The 18,662-nt window shown below is 52.0% G+C and carries 17 protein-coding genes; 8 read left to right on the top strand and 9 right to left on the bottom strand.

Translation table 11 applies throughout. The features are described 5' to 3' along the window. From rsxD to EDI29_RS03265, 7 genes are all read right to left on the bottom strand, one after another. Positions 1-1,056, bottom strand: coding sequence for an electron transport complex subunit RsxD (rsxD, locus tag EDI29_RS03235; RefSeq protein ID WP_137739693.1), 1,056 nt, complete (start codon positions 1,054-1,056; stop codon positions 1-3). Then, positions 1,057-3,279 carry an electron transport complex subunit RsxC gene (rsxC, locus tag EDI29_RS03240; RefSeq protein WP_137739694.1) on the bottom strand — a complete coding sequence of 741 codons (2,223 nt, stop codon included), beginning with the start codon at positions 3,277-3,279 and terminating at the stop codon, positions 1,057-1,059. Continuing rightward, complete coding sequence (gene rsxB / locus EDI29_RS03245; RefSeq protein ID WP_137739695.1) at positions 3,272-3,850, bottom strand: electron transport complex subunit RsxB; 579 nt, start codon at positions 3,848-3,850, stop codon at positions 3,272-3,274. Before rsxB ends, rsxC begins: the two co-directional genes overlap by 8 nt. Next, complete coding sequence (gene rsxA, locus EDI29_RS03250) at positions 3,850-4,431, bottom strand: electron transport complex subunit RsxA (RefSeq protein ID WP_011093834.1); 582 nt, start codon at positions 4,429-4,431, stop codon at positions 3,850-3,852. The genes rsxB and rsxA overlap by 1 nt, the downstream gene beginning before the upstream one ends. A gap of 226 nt (positions 4,432-4,657) precedes the next feature. Further along, the gene (gene ydgT / locus EDI29_RS03255) at positions 4,658-4,873 is read right to left on the bottom strand and encodes a transcription modulator YdgT (protein WP_005968635.1); all 216 of its coding nucleotides are present in this window, start codon (positions 4,871-4,873) and stop codon (positions 4,658-4,660) included. Between the two features lie 238 nt (positions 4,874-5,111). Continuing rightward, positions 5,112-6,617, bottom strand: coding sequence for an L-arabinose isomerase (araA, locus tag EDI29_RS03260; protein WP_137739696.1), 1,506 nt, complete (start codon positions 6,615-6,617; stop codon positions 5,112-5,114). A gap of 37 nt (positions 6,618-6,654) precedes the next feature. Then, on the bottom strand, positions 6,655-8,340 hold the full coding sequence (locus EDI29_RS03265) for a ribulokinase (RefSeq protein ID WP_137739697.1): 1,686 nt from the start codon (positions 8,338-8,340) through the stop codon (positions 6,655-6,657). A 374-nt stretch (positions 8,341-8,714) separates the two neighbouring features. Between EDI29_RS03265 and EDI29_RS03270 the strand changes: the two genes are divergently transcribed. The 8 genes from EDI29_RS03270 to tnpA all read left to right on the top strand — a co-directional run bounded on the left by EDI29_RS03270 (position 8,715) and on the right by tnpA (position 17,120). Further along, complete coding sequence (locus tag EDI29_RS03270; RefSeq protein WP_137739698.1) at positions 8,715-9,698, top strand: arabinose ABC transporter substrate-binding protein; 984 nt, start codon at positions 8,715-8,717, stop codon at positions 9,696-9,698. Between the two features lie 96 nt (positions 9,699-9,794). Beyond that, positions 9,795-11,318, top strand: coding sequence for an L-arabinose ABC transporter ATP-binding protein AraG (gene araG, locus EDI29_RS03275; protein ID WP_137739699.1), 1,524 nt, complete (start codon positions 9,795-9,797; stop codon positions 11,316-11,318). A gap of 18 nt (positions 11,319-11,336) precedes the next feature. Then, positions 11,337-12,323, top strand: a complete 987-nt coding sequence (gene araH, locus EDI29_RS03280; protein WP_137739700.1) for an L-arabinose ABC transporter permease AraH — start codon at positions 11,337-11,339, stop codon at positions 12,321-12,323. Positions 12,324-12,567: 244 nt separating this feature from the next. Beyond that, the gene (araC, locus tag EDI29_RS03285; protein WP_137739701.1) at positions 12,568-13,500 is read left to right on the top strand and encodes an arabinose operon transcriptional regulator AraC; all 933 of its coding nucleotides are present in this window, start codon (positions 12,568-12,570) and stop codon (positions 13,498-13,500) included. A 115-nt stretch (positions 13,501-13,615) separates the two neighbouring features. Beyond that, positions 13,616-14,662, top strand: a complete 1,047-nt coding sequence (locus EDI29_RS03290) for an oxidoreductase (RefSeq protein WP_137739702.1) — start codon at positions 13,616-13,618, stop codon at positions 14,660-14,662. 117 nt (positions 14,663-14,779) lie between these two features. After that, positions 14,780-15,772 carry a bile acid:sodium symporter family protein gene (locus tag EDI29_RS03295; protein ID WP_137739703.1) on the top strand — a complete coding sequence of 331 codons (993 nt, stop codon included), beginning with the start codon at positions 14,780-14,782 and terminating at the stop codon, positions 15,770-15,772. Between the two features lie 227 nt (positions 15,773-15,999). Further along, positions 16,000-16,458 (top strand): SgcJ/EcaC family oxidoreductase, encoded by a 459-nt coding sequence (locus EDI29_RS03300; protein WP_137739704.1) that lies wholly within the window; start codon positions 16,000-16,002, stop codon positions 16,456-16,458. Positions 16,459-16,661: 203 nt separating this feature from the next. Further along, the gene (gene tnpA, locus EDI29_RS03305) at positions 16,662-17,120 is read left to right on the top strand and encodes an IS200/IS605 family transposase (protein WP_137739705.1); all 459 of its coding nucleotides are present in this window, start codon (positions 16,662-16,664) and stop codon (positions 17,118-17,120) included. A gap of 143 nt (positions 17,121-17,263) precedes the next feature. On the opposite strand, the gene EDI29_RS03310 is transcribed toward tnpA, so the two are convergent. Further along, positions 17,264-17,764, bottom strand: a complete 501-nt coding sequence (locus EDI29_RS03310) for a surface-adhesin E family protein (protein WP_137739706.1) — start codon at positions 17,762-17,764, stop codon at positions 17,264-17,266. Then, on the bottom strand, positions 17,761-18,369 hold the full coding sequence (locus tag EDI29_RS03315; protein ID WP_137739707.1) for a hypothetical protein: 609 nt from the start codon (positions 18,367-18,369) through the stop codon (positions 17,761-17,763). Before EDI29_RS03315 ends, EDI29_RS03310 begins: the two co-directional genes overlap by 4 nt. Positions 18,370-18,662 lie beyond the last annotated feature (293 nt).

Consider the following 18,662-nt stretch of genomic DNA (forward strand, 5'->3'; position numbering starts at 1 on the left):
TCAACGATGGTGGCCGTAGGCTCGTGGCTTGGTGTAATAGTCGATCAGCGGCACGGTGATATTTGCCAGCAGAACGGCAAAGGCTACGCCGTCCGGGTAGCCGCCGTAGGTGCGAATCAGCCACACCAACAACCCAATCAGCGCCCCGAAAATCAGACGGCCGCGGTTCGTCGTTGATGCGGTAACCGGATCGGTGGCGATGAAAAACGCGCCAAGCATGGTGGCACCGGATAACAGATGTAACATCGGTGGAGCAAATTTCTCCGGCGCAATGATCCAACTCAGTGAAGCGCAAAACATTAACGATAGCAGAAAACTGACCGGAATATGCCAGCGAATGGTGCCACGCAGTAATAAGAACAGCCCGCCGATGAGAAAACCGATATTAACCCACTGCCAGCCAATACCCGATAGCGATTGGGCAAACATCGGCTGTTGCAGAATGTCCTGCGGTGTTTGACCAGAGCGCAGGCTGGTTTTAAACGTATCCAACGGGGTGGCCTGGCTCACGCCATCAACGTTGTGCATCAACTGTTGCATGGTGTATCCGTCAGGCGTGTGTCCGGTGAAAATGATGATTAGCGCATCATGGAAATTGAGCGGGATGGTTTGTAGCGGCGCAGGTGGCAACCAGCTCGTCATCTGGACCGGGAAAGAGATCAACAGCACCACATAGCCAATCATCGCGGGGTTAAAGGGGTTTTGTCCCAATCCGCCATACAGCTGTTTGGCAATAATAATAGCGAAGACGGTTGCCATCACCACCATCCACCACGGAGCAAGCGGCGGCAGGCTGATACCAAGCAGCACGGCAGTCAATAGTGCAGAATTGTCAGCCAGCGTGGTGCGTACTGCAAATTTTCTGAGTGACAGTGTCACACCTTCCGCAATAAGCGCGGTGGCCGATGCCAGCCCGACCTGAATCAGATTGCCGTAACCAAAGAAATAGACCTGCGCCAACATGCCTGGCAGACAGGCCAGAATAACCAACAGCATGATGCGCTGTGTGCGCTGTTGGTTATGTGTAAACGGTGAACTCGCAATTCTAAAAGCCATTTATTCCTCTTGATGTGACGATGCCTGCGCGGCTTTACGGGCTTTAACGCGAGCGATAGCGGCGGCAACGGCTGCCTTACGTGGATCTTCCTGCTCTTGTATTTCAACAACGGGGACGGGGTCTGCCACCACATCAGGGGTAGCCGATAAAACCGGCGCTTCCGTGTTTGTTGCAGAGTGCTGCGCGGCTTTACGAGCCTTAACGCGAGCGATAGCGGCAGCCACGGCGGCTTTACGTGGATCTTCGGGCTCTTGTGTTTCAATGACCGCGATGGGCTCTACTGCGATATTGGCAACGATAGCAGCGGTGGCTTCTGCGTCTGTCGCAGGCTGTTGAGCGGCTTTACGGGCTTTAACGCGAGCGATGGCGGCAGCCACGGCGGCCTTACGTGGATCTTCCGGCTCTTGTGTTTCAACGACGGCGATCGGTTCCGCTGTTGATTCGGGAACGGCTGATGACACAGGTTCTGTCGTCGTTAATTCGGATTGCTGCGCGGCTTTGCGGGCTTTAACCCGCGCAAGGGCAGCGGCTACGGCGGCTTTACGTGGGTCAAGCTCGTCAGGTGCTACTTCAGCCGTCAGTGTTTCCTGTTGCGCCTGTTTTTCACGGACTAATGCTTTACGTGCGGCACGCGCGGCGATGGCGGCGCTGTTATCTGGCTGTGAATCAGGGATTACCGCGATAGGGGAACCGATTTCGGCTTCGGCGGTTTGTTTGCGGCGTACACGTTCCAGTGCGGCCTGAACCGCATCTTTATCACTGGTAGAGACGCCGGCGGCAGCCTGTTTGTGGCGCAGTTCGCGCGCGGCTTTTTCCCGCTCCAGACGAGCCTGTTTGGCATCAAAACGTACTTTGGCCTGTGCGGCACGCTGTGCCTCTTCGTCGATGGCTCGAATTTCGGCCTTTTCCTGACGGTAATACTGTACCAGCGGAATATTGCTGGGGCAGACGTAAGCACAGGCACCACATTCGATACAATCGAACAGATGGTGATTGCGGGCCTTTTCGTGTTCCTGCCCGCGACTGAACCAGTATAACTGCTGCGGTAAAAGGCCAGCCGGACAGGCATCGGCACATTGGCTACAGCGAATACAGGATTGTTCTTCGGCAACGGGCTCCATTTCCGAATGTGACGGCGCGAGCAGGCAGTTGCTGATTTTGACGATAGGCACGTCCAGCGATGGCAGCGTAAAGCCCATCAACGGGCCGCCCATCACCACCATCGGCTGCTTATTAACATGGAAGCCACCCTGTTTGAGCAGGTGGCGAACCGGTGTCCCCAATCGCGCCCACACGTTACCGGGCTGGCGCAAGGCTTCACCAGTCAACGTCACCACGCGCTCTGTGAGCGGTTCGCCGTCGATCACGGCGCGTTTGATGGCGAACGCCGTGCCGACGTTTTGCATGAGTACGCCAATGGCGGCAGAGTGTTTACCGAACGGGACTTCTTTGCCGGTCAAAATCTTGGTGAGCTGCTTGGCACCACCTGACGGGTACTTGGTGGGAATGACGCGCAACTGCATGTCGCTGCGTTTACCCAAGGCTAGCCGCAGGGCGCGAATAGCCTCCGGCTTGTTATCTTCAACGCCAATCAGAATGCGTTTTGGCTGCAACAGGAATGACAAAATCTCGACGCCCTGAATAATCTCTTCTGCGCATTCCTGCATGAGTCGATCGTCGGCGGTGATGTAGGGCTCGCATTCTGCACCGTTGATAATCAGGGTTTCAATCCCGCGCATCCCGCCCTGTAATTTTGCTGCGGTAGGGAATCCTGCACCGCCCAAACCCGCAATGCCAGCCTGATGGAGATGGGCAAGCAGGGTATCGATGCTTTGCGCACGGTAATCCGCATAGGTCTGACGCTCGCACCAGCGATCTTCACCGTCCGGTATGATAATGATACTGAGTTCTGACAGCCCAGAGGGATGCGCCGTCGTGTGTTGACGGATCGCGTTCACCGTTCCTGATGTGGGAGCGTGAACGGGCAATGTCCGGCCTTTTCCCCGCGTCAGCGGCTGGCCGCGCAGCACCTTATCGCCGACGCTGACACAGATTTCGCCTTCGGGTCCAAGATGTTGCTTGAGTGGAATAATGAACTGTTCTGGCAGCGAGATCTGGCGCAACGGCGTCTGGCTGGACTGCGTCTTCATTTCTGGCGGATGAATACCTCCGTCGAAATCCCAGATCCTGTCTTTTTTAAAGGCGGAAAACAGCTTAAGCATGTCGTTCTACTTGAATAACGCGTACTGGAATCGTATCGAGATCCCATTTCCAGTTAGCGGGAGTCGGAGCGATGGGCCGTAATTCGATACAGTCCGTTGGGCAAGGGGAGACGCAGAGATCACAACCAGTGCATAAATCGCTGACGACGGTGTGTACCGCTTTAGTGCTGCCGATGATGGCATCAACCGGACACGCCTGAATACACTTGGTACAGCCGATGCAGTTGCTTTCATCGATCCAGGCGACATGGCGAGCAGGGGATTGAACGTCAGCATCGCCTTCCAGCGGCTGCGGGTCAACGTTGAGCTTTTCAGCCAGCTTCAACATCATCGCTTCGCCACCGGGGCCACATTTATTAATGCTTTCACCATTCAGCGCGACCGCTTCGGCGTAAGGGCGGCAGCCGGGGTAGCCGCACTGGCCGCACTGACTTTGTGGCAGCATAGCTTCCACTTCTTCCACGATCGGATCGTTTTCGACTTCAAAACGACGCGAGGCGTAGCCAAGCACCAAACCGAATGCCAGCGCGAGTGCGCTTAATGCCGCAATGGCGATCCAGATAGCGATCATCAGAATTTCACCAATCCGGTAAAGCCCATAAATGCCAGCGACATTAGGCCTGCGGTGATCAGCGCGATAGACGAGCCGCGGAACGGTGCGGGAATGTCCGACACGGCGAGGCGCTCACGGATGGCAGCGAAGAGCACCATCACCAGTGAGAAGCCCGCAGCACCGCCGAAGCCATAAATCGTCGATTGCAGGAAGCCGTGTGACAGATTGATGTTAAGCAAGACGACGCCAAGCACGGCACAGTTGGTGGTAATCAGCGGCAGGAAAATACCCAGCAGGCGATACAGCTCAGGGCTGACTTTGCGCACGAACATCTCGGAAAACTGAACCACGACAGCGAGTACCAGAATAAAGGCCATCGTGCGTAAGTAGAGAATATCGAGTGGGACGAGAATAAATTCGTTGATCAGCCAGGAAAACATGGAGCCCAACGTCATCACAAACGTGGTCGCCATTCCCATGCCAATCGCCGTCTCCAGCTTTTTGGACACGCCCATGAAGGGGCATAGCCCAAGAAACTTCACTAAGACGAAGTTATTTACCAGAAGGATGCTAACAAAGAGCAATGCGTATTCGGTCATTACGGTGCCTACAAAACAAAACCGGACTATTATCAGGTATTGTTGGGGTTTCGACAACATACCCAAAGTAGGGTTATCGCTGTCCTCTTCAAGAAGCGGAAGATCAGGTTCTCTAAATAAGAGAAATGCCGGACTATCAAACAGCAACACGTGGTGCGTTCTGCGCCATAGCCCGGAAAGGAATTATTGCATAATTATTCTTTTTTTCGCAGATAACAATTTATCACTACAGAACATAGCGCCAGACGGATTTTGGCACGCAGCCGACATCGAATAAGCGCCCGCCGGAGGCTAATTCAGCTCGCCGATGATCGGCTGCACGATACATGTTGATGATTTCCTGACTATCTGTCAGAGAGTAATTGAGGTGGTCAAAGAGTTTTTCCAGACTTTCTGTTGAACTGACTTTCCTGAATTTGAGCAAGTAATCATGAACGGTCATGGTGAGTTGGTCTAATAGTTATGTGGTTGAGATGACTAAGTATATTCAAGCGAGAAAGTCTGTCTAGAGGGTGAGGTAAAAAGTACGCTTATTTTTCAATAACAAACGACTGGAAATAAAAAATAACGGATTGACAGAAAAATAAGATGACTTTAGAGAGTAGGAATGATGAATGCCTATAAAGGGGCAGATTGTCTACGGATGAAAGCACCCTAGACAATCTGCCCGACGCGTGGAATTAGCGGCTACAAAGTTTGTAGTACACCTCGTTCCAGCGCAGCGCATCTTTGAATTCGTGTAGCTGAGTTTCGTTGTCGATTACCAGTAGTTCAATGTTCTGCATCTCGGCGTAGAGCCGCATGTGGTCGAGATCCAACGCCTGACTAAAGACCGTATGGTGCGCACCGCCAGCCAAAATCCAGGCTTCGGCCGCCACTTCCAGCGACGGTTGTGCTTTCCAGATAGCGCGGGCAACCGGTAATTTTGGCAACGGACGTGGCTGCTCGATGGTATCGACCAGATTAACCAACATTCTGAAACGATCGCCCATGTCGATCACGCTGGCGTTGAGAGAAGGGCCGGCTGGCGTGGAGAAAATCAGACGGGCAGGATCGGCTTTTCCGCCAATCCCAAGATGTTGCGCATCCAAAATCGGTTTCTGCTCTTTTGCGATGGAGGGGCACACTTCCAGCATGTGGGAGCCGACGACCAAATCGTTACCGTTCTGGAAGTTATAGGTGTAGTCCTCCATGAAGGAGGTGCCGCCCGGCAAACCGCCAGCCATCACTTTCATAATGCGCAGCAGCGCGGCGGTTTTCCAGTCGCCTTCACCGCCGAAACCATAGCCTTGCTGCATTAGACGCTGTACCGCCAGCCCCGGTAGCTGCTTTAAACCGTACAGATTTTCAAAGTCGGTAGTGAACGCGTGATAGCCACCTTGCTCCAGAAAGCGTTTCATCCCGAGTTCGATCTGGGCTGCATCCAGCAGGTTTTGGCGGTTAGCGCCGTTGAGTTTCACGGCGTCCGTTAACTGATAGCTGGCTTCGTATTCTTCGACCAACGTATCGATATCGCCTTTGGAAACGGCATCGACGACAGCAGTTAAATCACCCAGTCCCCAGGCGCTAACAGAGTAGCCAAACTGGATCTGCGCGCCGACCTTATCGCCTTCGGTGACGGCCACTTCGCGCATGTTGTCACCAAATCGCGCGACTTTCAGCTGTTTGCTTTCCTGAAGCGCGGCAGCAACCCGCATCCATTTCCCGATACGGGCATGGGCAGTCTTATCCTGCCAGTGGCCGACCACCACCTGATGCGCCTGCCGCATCCGGGCGCCGATGAAGCCAAATTCGCGTCCGCCGTGTGCGGTCTGGTTCAGGTTCATGAAATCCATGTCCATGGTGTCCCATGGCACTTCTGCATTGAACTGGGTATGGAATTGCAGCAGCGGTTTACTGAGTACGCTCAGGCCACCAATCCACATTTTTGCCGGAGAGAAGGTGTGCAGCCAGGTTAGCAGGCCGATGCAGTTATCCTGATAGTTGGCATCACGACACAGTGCCAGAATTTCATCTGGTGTTTTGACCAGCGGCTTCAGCACCAGCTTAACCGGTAGGTTGGCCTGCTGATTCAATCCCGCGACGACGTTTTCCGCATTCTCTTTTACCTGACGCAACGTTTCCGGCCCATAGAGATGCTGGCTACCGATGACGAACCAGACTTCAAGCTGCTTAAAATGATCCATGATGACTCCTGTAACGTGATCCCAAGAGGGATGAAAATTAGTTTTTTGCCGTAGACGCTGGGCTATAGGCCGGTTCCGCGAGGCGGCACCACTGCTGATAGCGCTCATAAAGCTGCTGATAACGTGCGACGCGCTGGCTATCAGGCATTAAGGTGCGTTCTATGCCGCTGGCCATATGCTGTTGTGCGGTTGGAATATCGCTGTGAACGCCAGCGGCGACGGCGGCAAAGATCGCTGCGCCGAGTGCACAGCACTGATCGGACGCAACGATCTGTAAGGGACGATTCATTACATCGGTACAGACTTGCATGATGACGGGGGATTTCCGCGCGATGCCGCCCAGTGCCAGCACGTTTTCGACAGGGACGCCCTGATCTTCAAAACACTCCATAATCGCGCGTGCGCCAAAGGCGGTCGCAGCAATAAAACCGCCAAATAGTGTCGGGGCATCGGTACCCAGATTGAGATCGGTAATCACGCCTTTTAAGCGCTGATTAGCGAACGGTGTTCGGCGACCGTTAAACCAATCCAGCACGACAGGCAGATGATCCAACGTGGGATTTTCCGCCCAGTTACGGGTGAGCCGCTCCAACAGCTTGGCTTCCACCGCCTGTAGGGATGATTTAAGTTCAGGGTGGTCTTTTATGGCTTCCTGTAACGACCAGCCCAGCAGCCTGCCAAACCAGGCGTACATGTCGCCGAAGGCGGATTGTCCAGCTTCAAGGCCGATATAGTTGGGGACGACGCTGCCATCGACTTGTCCACAGATGCCAGCGATAGTGCGATCGGCAATGCGGTCTTCATCCGCGATCAGAATGTCGCAGGTGGAGGTGCCAATCACTTTGACCAGCGAGTAAGGCTGAGCACCCGCGCCGACCGTGCCGACATGACAGTCAAACGCGCCACCTGCCAGCGTTACCGTCGCGGGGATGCCGAGCCGCTGCGCCCATTCTGCGGTGATGGTGCCGACCGGTTGTTCGGCCGTCCAGGTATCGGTAAACAACGGGTACTGCAATGTCTCGGTCAGATAAGGATCGAGTGCGTGCAAGAAGTCTTTCGGCGGCAATCCGCCCCAGCTCGGGTGCCAGAGTGATTTATGTCCGGCACTGCATCGACCACGACGTATATCGGCAGGCGCTTGCGTACCGGAAAGTAGCGCGGGCACCCAGTCGCACAGTTCTACCCAGGAAACAGCTGCCTGCCGTACTGCCGCATCTTCGCGTGAAACATGGAGAATTTTGGCCCAGAACCATTCAGACGAATAAACACCACCGATATAGCGGGTGTAATCCGGGAACTGGCCGCTACGACACAGCGCGTTAATGGCTTCCGCTTCTTCTATTGCCGTGTGGTCTTTCCACAGCACGAACATGGCATTGGGGTTGTCGGCAAACTCGGGGCGTAGTGCGAGGATCTGACCTTGCTCATCAATCGGTGCGGGGGTTGACCCGGTTGAATCCACGCCAATACCGATGATGCTCTGCCGCTGTTCGTCCGTCAGGCGGGAAACCACGACCTTAACCGCCTGCTCCAGCGATTCGATGTAGTCCAGCGGATGGTGTCGGAACTGGTTGTTGGCAGGCTGACAATATTTACCCTCACGCCAGCGGGGGTAGTAGACCACTTCTGTTTCCAACTCTTTCCCGCTTTGGCAGTCAACGGCTAAGGCGCGTACCGAATCACTGCCGAAGTCGAGACCAATCGTAATAGCGCCCGCGCTCATGCTTTGCTCCTCATTAATCCCAGATCGTTGATGTTTACGATAGGCAGGGATAGGTAGGGGCGGTTAGGAGCGGTTAGCTGGAAGTATGTATTTTTCTGTCGCCAGCAGCCATTTTGTGAAGCCCGTCAAAGGTTAATGATTGGTTAAAATTGCTAAATGTATGCACAAACCTGTCATTGTTCCGGGATGTGATAAAGCTCTATATTCGGACTAAAAATAACGACTAAAACATAAAGCGTCTGAATGCTACTGAGTAAAGGAATCGCGCTAAGCCTGTGTTTTTCCCTTATCCAGACCGGAAATACCCCTACCAGGAACTCGAATTCGTTTCAGCGTTGCTGGCGAATGAAAAGATAATGACACCGGAGAACATCATGCATAAATTCACTAAGGCGCTGGCAGCAATCGGGTTAGCCGCTGTTATGTCACAATCAGCTATGGCAGAGAACTTAAAGCTGGGATTTCTGGTTAAGCAGCCGGAAGAACCCTGGTTCCAGACCGAATGGAAATTCGCTGATAAGGCAGGAAAAGATCTTGGTTTTGATGTGATAAAAATTGCGGTGCCTGATGGGGAAAAAACCCTGAACGCGATTGATAGCCTGGCGGCCAGCGGAGCGAAAGGTTTTGTTATTTGTACCCCAGACCCGAAATTGGGGCCGGCCATTATTGCCAAGGCGCGTAGCTACAACCTGAAAGTGATCGCGGTTGATGACCAGTTCGTGAATGCCAAAGGCCAACCGATGGATACGGTACCGTTGGTGATGATGGCAGCGACCAAAATTGGTGAGCGTCAGGGTCAGGAACTGTATAAAGAGATGAACAAACGCGGCTGGAAAGTGGATGAGACAGCGGTGATGGCGATTACCGCTAACGAGTTGGATACGGCGCGCCGCCGTACTTCCGGTTCCATGGATGCGCTGAAGGCTGCTGGCTTCCCAGAAAAACAGATCTATCAGGTCCCCACCAAATCTAACGATATCCCCGGCGCGTTTGATGCTGCCAACTCTATGCTAGTTCAGCACCCCGGCGTGAAAAACTGGCTGATTATCGGTATGAACGACAACACCGTGCTGGGGGGCGTTCGTGCAACGGAAGGACAGGGCTTTAAAGCGGACAACGTCATTGGTATCGGCATCAACGGCGTGGATGCGGTGAGTGAACTGTCCAAAGGTCAGGCTACGGGCTTCTTTGGTTCACTGCTGCCAAGCCCGGATATTCACGGCTACAAGAGTATCCAGATGCTGAATGACTGGGTAACCAAAGGCGTGGAACCGGAGAAATTCACCGAAGTGACCGACGTGGTGCTGATCACTCGTGACAACTTTAAGGTCGAACTGGAGAAAAAAGGCCTGATGTAATCACGCCTGATTTCGTAAAGACGCGGATAACGCCGGTCAGCATGATGCTGGTCGAGGTTATCCGCGCTCTACCTGCATCGTTATGAGGAAACAGACATGACAGCACAGTCACCCTATTTGTCGTTTCATGGGATTGGTAAAGAATTTCCCGGTGTTAAGGCGCTTTCGGATATCAGCTTTTCCTGCCATGCCGGCCAGATCCATGCATTGATGGGGGAAAACGGGGCGGGCAAGTCGACGCTGTTAAAAATCCTGAGCGGCAACTATGCACCATCAGCGGGCGAAATCCACATTCAGGGTAAGCCTGTGCAGTTCAATAATACGATGGATGCCTTGAATGCGGGCGTTGCCATCATTTATCAGGAACTGCATTTGGTGCCGGAAATGACGGTTGCCGAAAACATCTATCTGGGTCAACTGCCGCATAAATACGGCATGGTGAACTATTCACTGCTGCGCTATGAAGCCAAACTTCAGTTGCAGCATTTGGGTTTGGATATCGATCCTGATACTCCGCTGAAATATTTGTCGATCGGGCAGTGGCAAATGGTGGAAATCGCCAAGGCGCTCGCTCGTAATGCCAAGATTATCGCTTTTGATGAACCGACCAGCTCGCTGTCTGCCCGTGAAATTGAGCAACTCTTCCGGGTGATTACGGAACTGCGCAGCGAAGGCCGGATCATTTTGTACGTTTCACACCGGATGGAAGAAATTTTTGCACTGAGCGATGCCATTACCGTATTTAAAGATGGCCGCTATGTGCGCACGTTTGACGATATGCAGCAGGTGAACCATGAGTCGCTGGTACAGGCGATGGTAGGGCGTAACCTGGGGGATATCTATGGCTACGCGCCGCGTCCGCACGGTGAAGAACGTTTGACGTTGAAAGACGTGAAAGCGCCGGGCGTGAAATCCACGATTTCATTGAGTGTAAAGCAGGGGGAAATTGTCGGGTTATTTGGTCTGGTTGGCGCTGGCCGCAGCGAGTTGATGAAAGGGCTGTTTGGTGCGACCAACATCACCGGTGGCCAAGTGTTGTTGGATGGCAAACCGCTGGTGGTGAATTCTCCCATCGATGCGATTCGCCAAGGTGTGATGCTTTGCCCAGAAGATCGCAAAGCGGACGGTATCATTCCGGTGCACTCGGTGCGCGACAACATCAATATCAGTGCAAGACGTAAGAGCCTGAAAGCCGGTTTTATTATTAATAACCAGTGGGAAGCGGATAACGCCTCGCAGCGCATTGACGCGTTGAACATCAAAACGCCGTCCGCTGAACAGCTGATTATGAATCTTTCCGGTGGAAACCAGCAGAAAGCCATTCTTGGCCGTTGGCTGTCCGAAGAGATGAAAGTCATTTTGCTCGATGAACCCACGCGCGGCATCGACGTTGGCGCGAAGCACGAAATTTATCACGTCATCTATGAGCTGGCGAATCAGGGGATTGCGGTGCTGTTTGCCTCCAGCGATTTACCTGAAGTGCTTGGGCTGGCCGACCGGATTATCGTCATGCGTGAAGGTGCCGTCTCCGGTGAACTGCGGCATGGTGATGCTACAGAACAGAAGGTGCTCAGCCTGGCCATGTTACGAACCCCCGATATCGAATCTGCGGTTGCCTGACCGCGAAGGAGCAAAATAATGTCAACGGTTACGTCTGCAACCTCAGAAAAGAAGAAAAACGGTATGGGGCTGTCCCGCATTTGGGATAACTACGGCATGTTGGTGGTGTTTGCCGTGCTGTTTCTTGGCTGCGTGATTTTCGTGCCGAATTTCGCCTCGTTTATCAACATGAAAGGGCTGGGGCTGGCGATTTCTATGTCCGGCATGGTGGCCTGCGGGATGCTGTTCTGTTTGGCCTCTGGTGATTTTGACCTGTCGGTGGCCTCGATTATCGCCTGCGCTGGGGTCGCGACAGCGGTGGTGATCAATATCAGTGAAAGTTTGTGGATCGGGGTTGGTGCCGGGCTGCTGCTCGGCGTGGCGTTTGGTTTACTTAACGGTTTCGTGATTGCCCGTTTGAAGATCAACGCGCTGATCACGACGCTGGCGACGATGCAGATTGCGCGCGGCCTGGCGTACATCATTTCCGATGGTAAAGCGGTAGGGATTGAAGATGAGCGCTTCTTCGAACTGGGCTATGCCAACTGGCTGGGTCTGCCTGCGCCAATCTGGATCACCATCGGCTGTATGATTCTGTTTGGCTTGCTGCTGAACAAGACAACATTTGGCCGCAATACGCTGGCGATTGGCGGCAATGAAGAAGCGGCACGTCTGGCTGGGGTGCCTGTGGTGCGCACTAAGATCATCATTTTCGCCTTGTCCGGTCTGGTCTCGGCTGCGGCGGGGATCATTCTGGCTTCGCGTATGACCAGCGGTCAGCCGATGACGTCCATCGGGTATGAGTTGATTGTTATTTCTGCCTGTGTGTTGGGTGGCGTATCGCTAAAAGGTGGGATCGGTAAAATTTCCTACGTGGTGGCTGGCGTGCTGATTTTAGGTACGGTCGAGAATGCGATGAACCTGCTAAATATCTCGCCGTTCTCTCAGTATGTGGTTCGTGGCCTGATTCTGCTGGCGGCGGTTATCTTCGACCGTTACAAACAGTTGGCGAAGAAAACGGTATAAATGCCCATGCGGCAGGTAAGAGCCTGTCCCAGTAGGTGTTATTGGTACAGTCAGTTTGGATACGGACAGCGCACAGACAACATGCCGCGCATGTTGAACGGACGCCACCCCGAAGGGTGTTCAAACGCCATGGCGTTTGTGCGAGCACTGCCCAGATTCAAAATGGCAAATAAAATAGCCCTAATGGGATGGCGTTAAATCATCCTGCCGCGTTTTATCATTATTAGCGTGTACCGGAGGCCTGATGTATCACCGTATGGCGCATGAATCTCAGCCTAATCCACTGTTGCCGGGATATTCGTTCAATGCTTATCTCGTTGCCGGCCTGACGCCGATTCTTGCTGAAGGGCCGCTCGACTTCTTTATCGATCGTCCTGATGGCATGAAAGGCTACATTATTAATCTCACGATGAAAGGACAGGGCCAGGTTTTTGATGGCGATGAAACCTTTTTCTGTAATCCCGGTGATTTGCTGCTGTTTCCGCCGAAATCGACGCATTTTTATGGTCGTTCACCGAGCAGCGACTGCTGGTATCACCGCTGGGTCTATTTCCGTCCTCGCGCCTACTGGGCAGACTGGCTGGAGTGGCATACCAAAAGTAGCGGAATTGGCCGCATGAGTTTGCCGAATAACCAACTGTTACTGGAATTCGACAGGCTGTTTGCCAATATCGAGCAGACGCAGCGTTCCGGACGGCGCTTCTCGGAAGAGCTGGGTATGAATCTGCTGGAACGACTGTTGCTCAGAGCGATGGAAGAAGATCCACAGAGCCCACAGAAGATTATGGACCCGCGCGTGATTGAAGCCTGCCAGTTTATTACCAGCAATCTGGCCGGAGAGCTGCGTATTGACGAAGTGGCGCGGCACGTTTGTCTATCGCCATCGCGGCTGGCACACCTGTTCCGCGAACAGGTTGGTATTAATATTTTGCGTTGGCGTGAAGATCAGCGCGTGATTCGCGCCAAGCTGTTATTGCAGACGACGCAGGAATCCATCGCCAATATTGGTCGCGTAGTGGGGTATGACGATCAGCTCTATTTCTCACGCGTGTTCCGCAAGCGGGTCGGTGTCAGCCCCAGCGATTTTCGCCGCCGCAGCAGCGAAATTAATTATCCGGCAGCCAAAACGCTGCCCGTCGCGTGGGGAGAGCAGATACCTCATGCTGTGAGCGGTTAACGGGTATGAAAACGAGTTAGATTCCCCTGGCAGCGATCCCTCTCTGCAATCTGGCGAGGGACGGGTATATACTGAGTGAGAAATCACAAAGTCAAATAAGCTAGGGGGAATCGTCATGAGTGAGACTGTTCGTGTTGGACTGCTGGGCTATGGTTATGCCAGTAAGACGTTCCACGCGCCGTTAATTGCAGGGACGGCAGGGATGGAGCTGGTGGCCGTGTCCAGCAGCAATGCTGAAAAAGTGCATGCGGATTGGGCTAATTTGCGCGTTGAGAAAGACCCGCAGGCGTTGTTTAACGATCCCGATATTGACCTCATTGTTATCCCTACCCCTAATGATACGCATTTCCCGCTGGCAAAACTGGCGCTGGAAGCGGGCAAGCATGTCGTCGTCGATAAACCGTTTACGGTGACGTTGTCACAAGCATACGATCTAGGTGCGATTGCCGAGCGTGTCGGAAAAGTCCTTTCTGTATTTCACAACCGTCGTTGGGACAGCGATTTTCTGACGCTGAAACAGCTACTGTCAGCGGGAACGCTAGGAAATGTGGTGTATATGGAATCGCATTTCGATCGGTTCCGGCCTGAAGTTCGCCAGCGCTGGCGTGAAGATGGCAGCGAAGGAAGTGGGATCTGGTACGATCTTGGACCGCACTTACTGGATCAGGCGCTGGAACTGTTTGGTTTGCCAGTGGCGATTCAGGTGGATATGGCGCAACTGAGGCCGGGCAGTAAGGCAACAGATTATTTCCACGCGACGCTGATTTATCCGCAACGGCGGGTGGTGTTGCACGCCAGTATGCTGGTGGCAGCGGCTTCCGCACGTTATACCGTGCATGGCACGCGCGGCAGCTTTGTAAAATATGGACTCGATCCACAGGAAGACCGTCTGAAAGCGGGTGAACGTCCGCCTTTAGCAGATTGGGGGCAGGATAAGCGTGATGGCGTGCTGACGCTGTCCCGCGATGGCATCACGGCAGAGCAAACTATCGCCACGATCCCGGGTAATTATCCGGCGTACTACGCGGCAGTACGCGATGCGCTGTTGGGTAAAGGTGAAAACCCTGTTAGCGTGCATCAGGCGATTCAGGTGATGGAGCTGATCGAACTGGGGCTGCTCTCCTATGAGCAGAAAAAAGCCGTTACGCTGAAAAATAGCTAGATTTACTGCGCTTAATTCCAGATAGTTAACAGTTTGTTTAAACGGGCGATCTTAGGATCGCCCGTATTGTTAGGGTGTTAATTGGGCTGATAACAGGCTAGGGGAAAGGTGTCGGGCATGGGGTGGTTACAACGGTTACGTATTGATAAGTTTTTATTGGTTCTGATTTTGGTCGTGGTGACGGCGTCGATCCTTCCTGCTGAAGGCACCGTAAAGGTTTTCTTTGAGTACCTGACAACGGCGGCAATTGCTCTGCTGTTCTTTATGCACGGTGCGAAGCTCTCGCGTGAAGCGATTACTACCGGTATGGGGCACTGGCGTTTGCATCTGGTGGTGTTTGCCAGCACGTTTATTTTATTTCCGCTGCTGGGAATGGGCATGAGTCTGCTGTCGCCGATTGTGCTGACGCCGACCTTATACCTTGGTTTCCTCTATCTGTGCGCGCTACCGGCGACGGTGCAGTCGGCGATAGCGTATACCTCTATGGCTGGAGGTAATGTGGCGGCGGCAATCTGTAGTGCGTCTGCCTCCAGCATTTTGGGCGTGTTCCTCTCGCCGATTCTGGTCGGTTTGCTGATGCAAACGCAGGGGGGCGAAACGGATACGCTACACGCCATCGGTTCCATCATCATGCAATTGATGGTGCCTTTCGTCATTGGGCATTTGTCTCGTCCATTGATTGCCAAGTGGGTTGAACGCCACCGTAAGCTGATTAATATTACTGACCGGTCATCGATTCTTTTGGTGGTCTATGTCGCCTTTAGTGAGGCGGTGGTTGAGGGCATTTGGGGACAGATCAACGGCTGGTCGCTGCTGGCAGTGGTGGGGTGTTCGATGGTACTGCTAGCCATTGTGCTGGTGGTGAATACGCTGGCTGCGCGCAAGTTGGGCTTTAATACCGCCGATGAAATCACTATCGTCTTCTGTGGTTCGAAAAAGAGCCTGGCGAATGGGATTCCGATGGCGAATGTGCTGTTTCCTGCGGCCGCTGTCGGTGCGATGGTGCTGCCGTTAATGATCTTCCATCAAATCCAATTGATGGTTTGCGCCGCACTGGCACAGCGTTATGCCAAACGGCTAACCAAGGAACAAGATACGCCTCATCAGTAAGATATTATCGTTCCGTTGCTGCACAAATAACGCCCCCGAACTTGCACGGTTCGGGGGCGTTGTCATCTGTAACCATTTAGAAATAGATTAAATAATCTATTACAGTGATAGTTTCTAAAATGTATCACTTTCTCGATCTGGTACGTTATAACAATGCTGGCTCATCGACATGCGTTGTCGAGAGCAGGGCACAGTTGATGATAATGAGTCTTTGAGATCGAGGGAATATGTTAAAAAAAACGGTGTTAACTTTAGCAATGCTAGGGACGTTGGCTTCCGCATCCGTACAGGCAGCTCAGCATGTGGACTGTGTGAAAACCGATCAAAAACAGATTGCATCGTTATTTGACCGCTGGAATGCTTCGTTGCAAACCGGCGATGCGAAGAAAGTTGATAAAAACTATGCGTCAGATGCCGTGCTGTTACCGACACTATCGGGTAAACCGCGCACGAATGACGCGGAGCGTATTGATTACTTCGAGCATTTCTTGGCGAAAAAACCGGTTGGAAAAATTGACACCCGCACGATTCGTATCGGCTGTAATGACGCGGTTGACATCGGAACCTACACTTTCACATTTGGTGATGGGAGCGTAGCCAAAGCACGCTTTACCTATACCTATATTTGGGACGGGAAGCAGTGGTTGATCAGTTCACACCACTCATCGGCAACACCTAACGGGTGATCTATATCATTCATCTGTGACAATTCGCATCAAACGGCTAACAAATGTTAGCCGTTTTTTGTGCCCAGAAAACCCCCAGCTAGGCTGGGGGTTCAGTAAAGCTTTCAGCTTTGGGCCAGTTATAAAAACCCCTTTTGATTTGTTAAAACAGTTTGCGGTCTGGCAACTGCAAACGTTCAACAAGAAATCAAAAGGGGGTCCCAATGAGGGACGAAAAGAGCTTAGCGCACACCCGATGGAACTGTAAATATCACATAGTTTTTGCGCCGAAGTACCGAAGACAGGTGTTCTACGGGGAAAAACGCAAAGCGATTGGCAGTATTTTAAGAAAGCTGTGCGAATGGAAAAACGTGAATATTCTGGAAGCAGAATGCTGTGTGGATCACATCCATATGCTTCTGGAAATCCCGCCGAAGATGAGTGTCTCGGGATTTATGGGGTATCTGAAGGGAAAGAGCAGCCTGATGCTTTATGAGCAGTTTGGCGATTTGAAGTTCAAATACCGTAACAGGGAGTTTTGGTGCCGAGGGTATTACGTTGATACGGTAGGGAAAAACACGGTCAAGATACAAGAATACATAAAGCACCAACTGGAAGAGGATAAAATGGGTGAGCAACTCTCGATCCCATATTCTGGTAGCCCGTTTACGGGCCGTAAGTAATCCATAGATGCAAATGTCAGATCGCGATGCGCCTGTTAGGGCGCGGCTGGTAAGAGAGCCTTATAGGCGCATATGAAAAACCTCCGGCTATGCCGGAGGATATTTTTTTAACAAATAAATAAGCAATGTATAGCCGTATTTTTTTATCCTAACACTGGCGTACGCGTTTCCTTTGGTAGCTCCGGTTTCAATCGTTCTGGCGCAATTTGGCAAACCATACCTGCGATAAGTCCCATCATTGATTCTTTATGAAATGGCGCCCATTGCCCTATTTCATCCACTATTGCTATTACATCACCAAGTGCATAGGGCTGTGAAAAATAGACACGCTCGAATACCGCCCTTTCAAAAGAGTCGCAATTAATGACGTTAATAGCGCGGGAGCTCGTGATATAAATATCGGGGTTTTTACCGATTTTTTTACTTTCAGTATAATTATTGATCGTATATAGCCGACGAAGACGGCTATTACCTTGATAGGATGAAACATTACGCAAGTCCGCAAAGGTCAGAACTTGCTCATCACTCATGATTTTTATCACTCCTGCTGGAGGATTACTTACATTTTCTTTCTTCAATTGGCTGTGGCTGGTGCAACCAGCCAGCAACACTAATACAGCACATAGCCCAAAAGACTTAATCATTTTTCGTTCCCTATCAGGTCAGGGCGCAGAGGCAGTAAAATATCTTCAGTCACACTACCTTGTACCGAGCATAATAATTGCGCTTTATCCCCGCTGTCGCTTAACAAGGCAAGTTTTTCCACACTTCCTTTCGCTGGCGCAATACCGCTTGCAGCACCAGGGTTAAGTTTCCACATCTGATCCCCGGGGCGTTTTATCATAGGGTTAGCGAAATACTCATCTCCCGCTTTTTGCCAATTTGCTTTGGATAAAGCAGCAGCAACCTCTGCGGCTGAACCATCAATAATCAAGCCCCAGAAGTAATATTTTCCCATTTCATCTAAATCATTCTGACGCACGAAATAGCCAGAAAGCACTAAGTTGTCAGATTTTACTGGCTGAGAAAACCAGATAACGTCTCCTCCATTTTTGGGGGGGACAAACCAGGCATGGTGTTTATTATCAATCTTCAGCAGGGCAGATCCGCTGAATGTCTTCTGCTGGGCATAAAGTTCGCTGAAGAAACGATTATCACAATGCAATAAACTTTCCTGGAGAGATTCTGCCTGTACTGACCCCATGGCGCTTAATGTCAGAAAGGCGAGCGGAAAAACGGCACGTTTCATAAAGTATCCTTACCATTTAAATAAAATCATAACGTTAAATCAATTTCCTCATTATTTTAAATACCAGAAAATACAAGCAAGTTGACAGGGATCGTGAAAATTGAGCATATAATGACATCACGGTCACGGTTTTCGGAAAAACGCCCCAAATTGACTATGGTCTACACCGCACAGTTTCTCGATACTGAATTTTATCCTGAAAGCCCCATTCCCAGAATTGATATCAATCCATTTTCTCGTGGTGCAAAGAAGCGACAGAGCGTACTCATCTGCAAGCATGATGAACCCATGAT

Source organism: Pectobacterium polonicum (genome assembly GCF_005497185.1).
Lineage (GTDB): Bacteria > Pseudomonadota > Gammaproteobacteria > Enterobacterales > Enterobacteriaceae > Pectobacterium > Pectobacterium polonicum.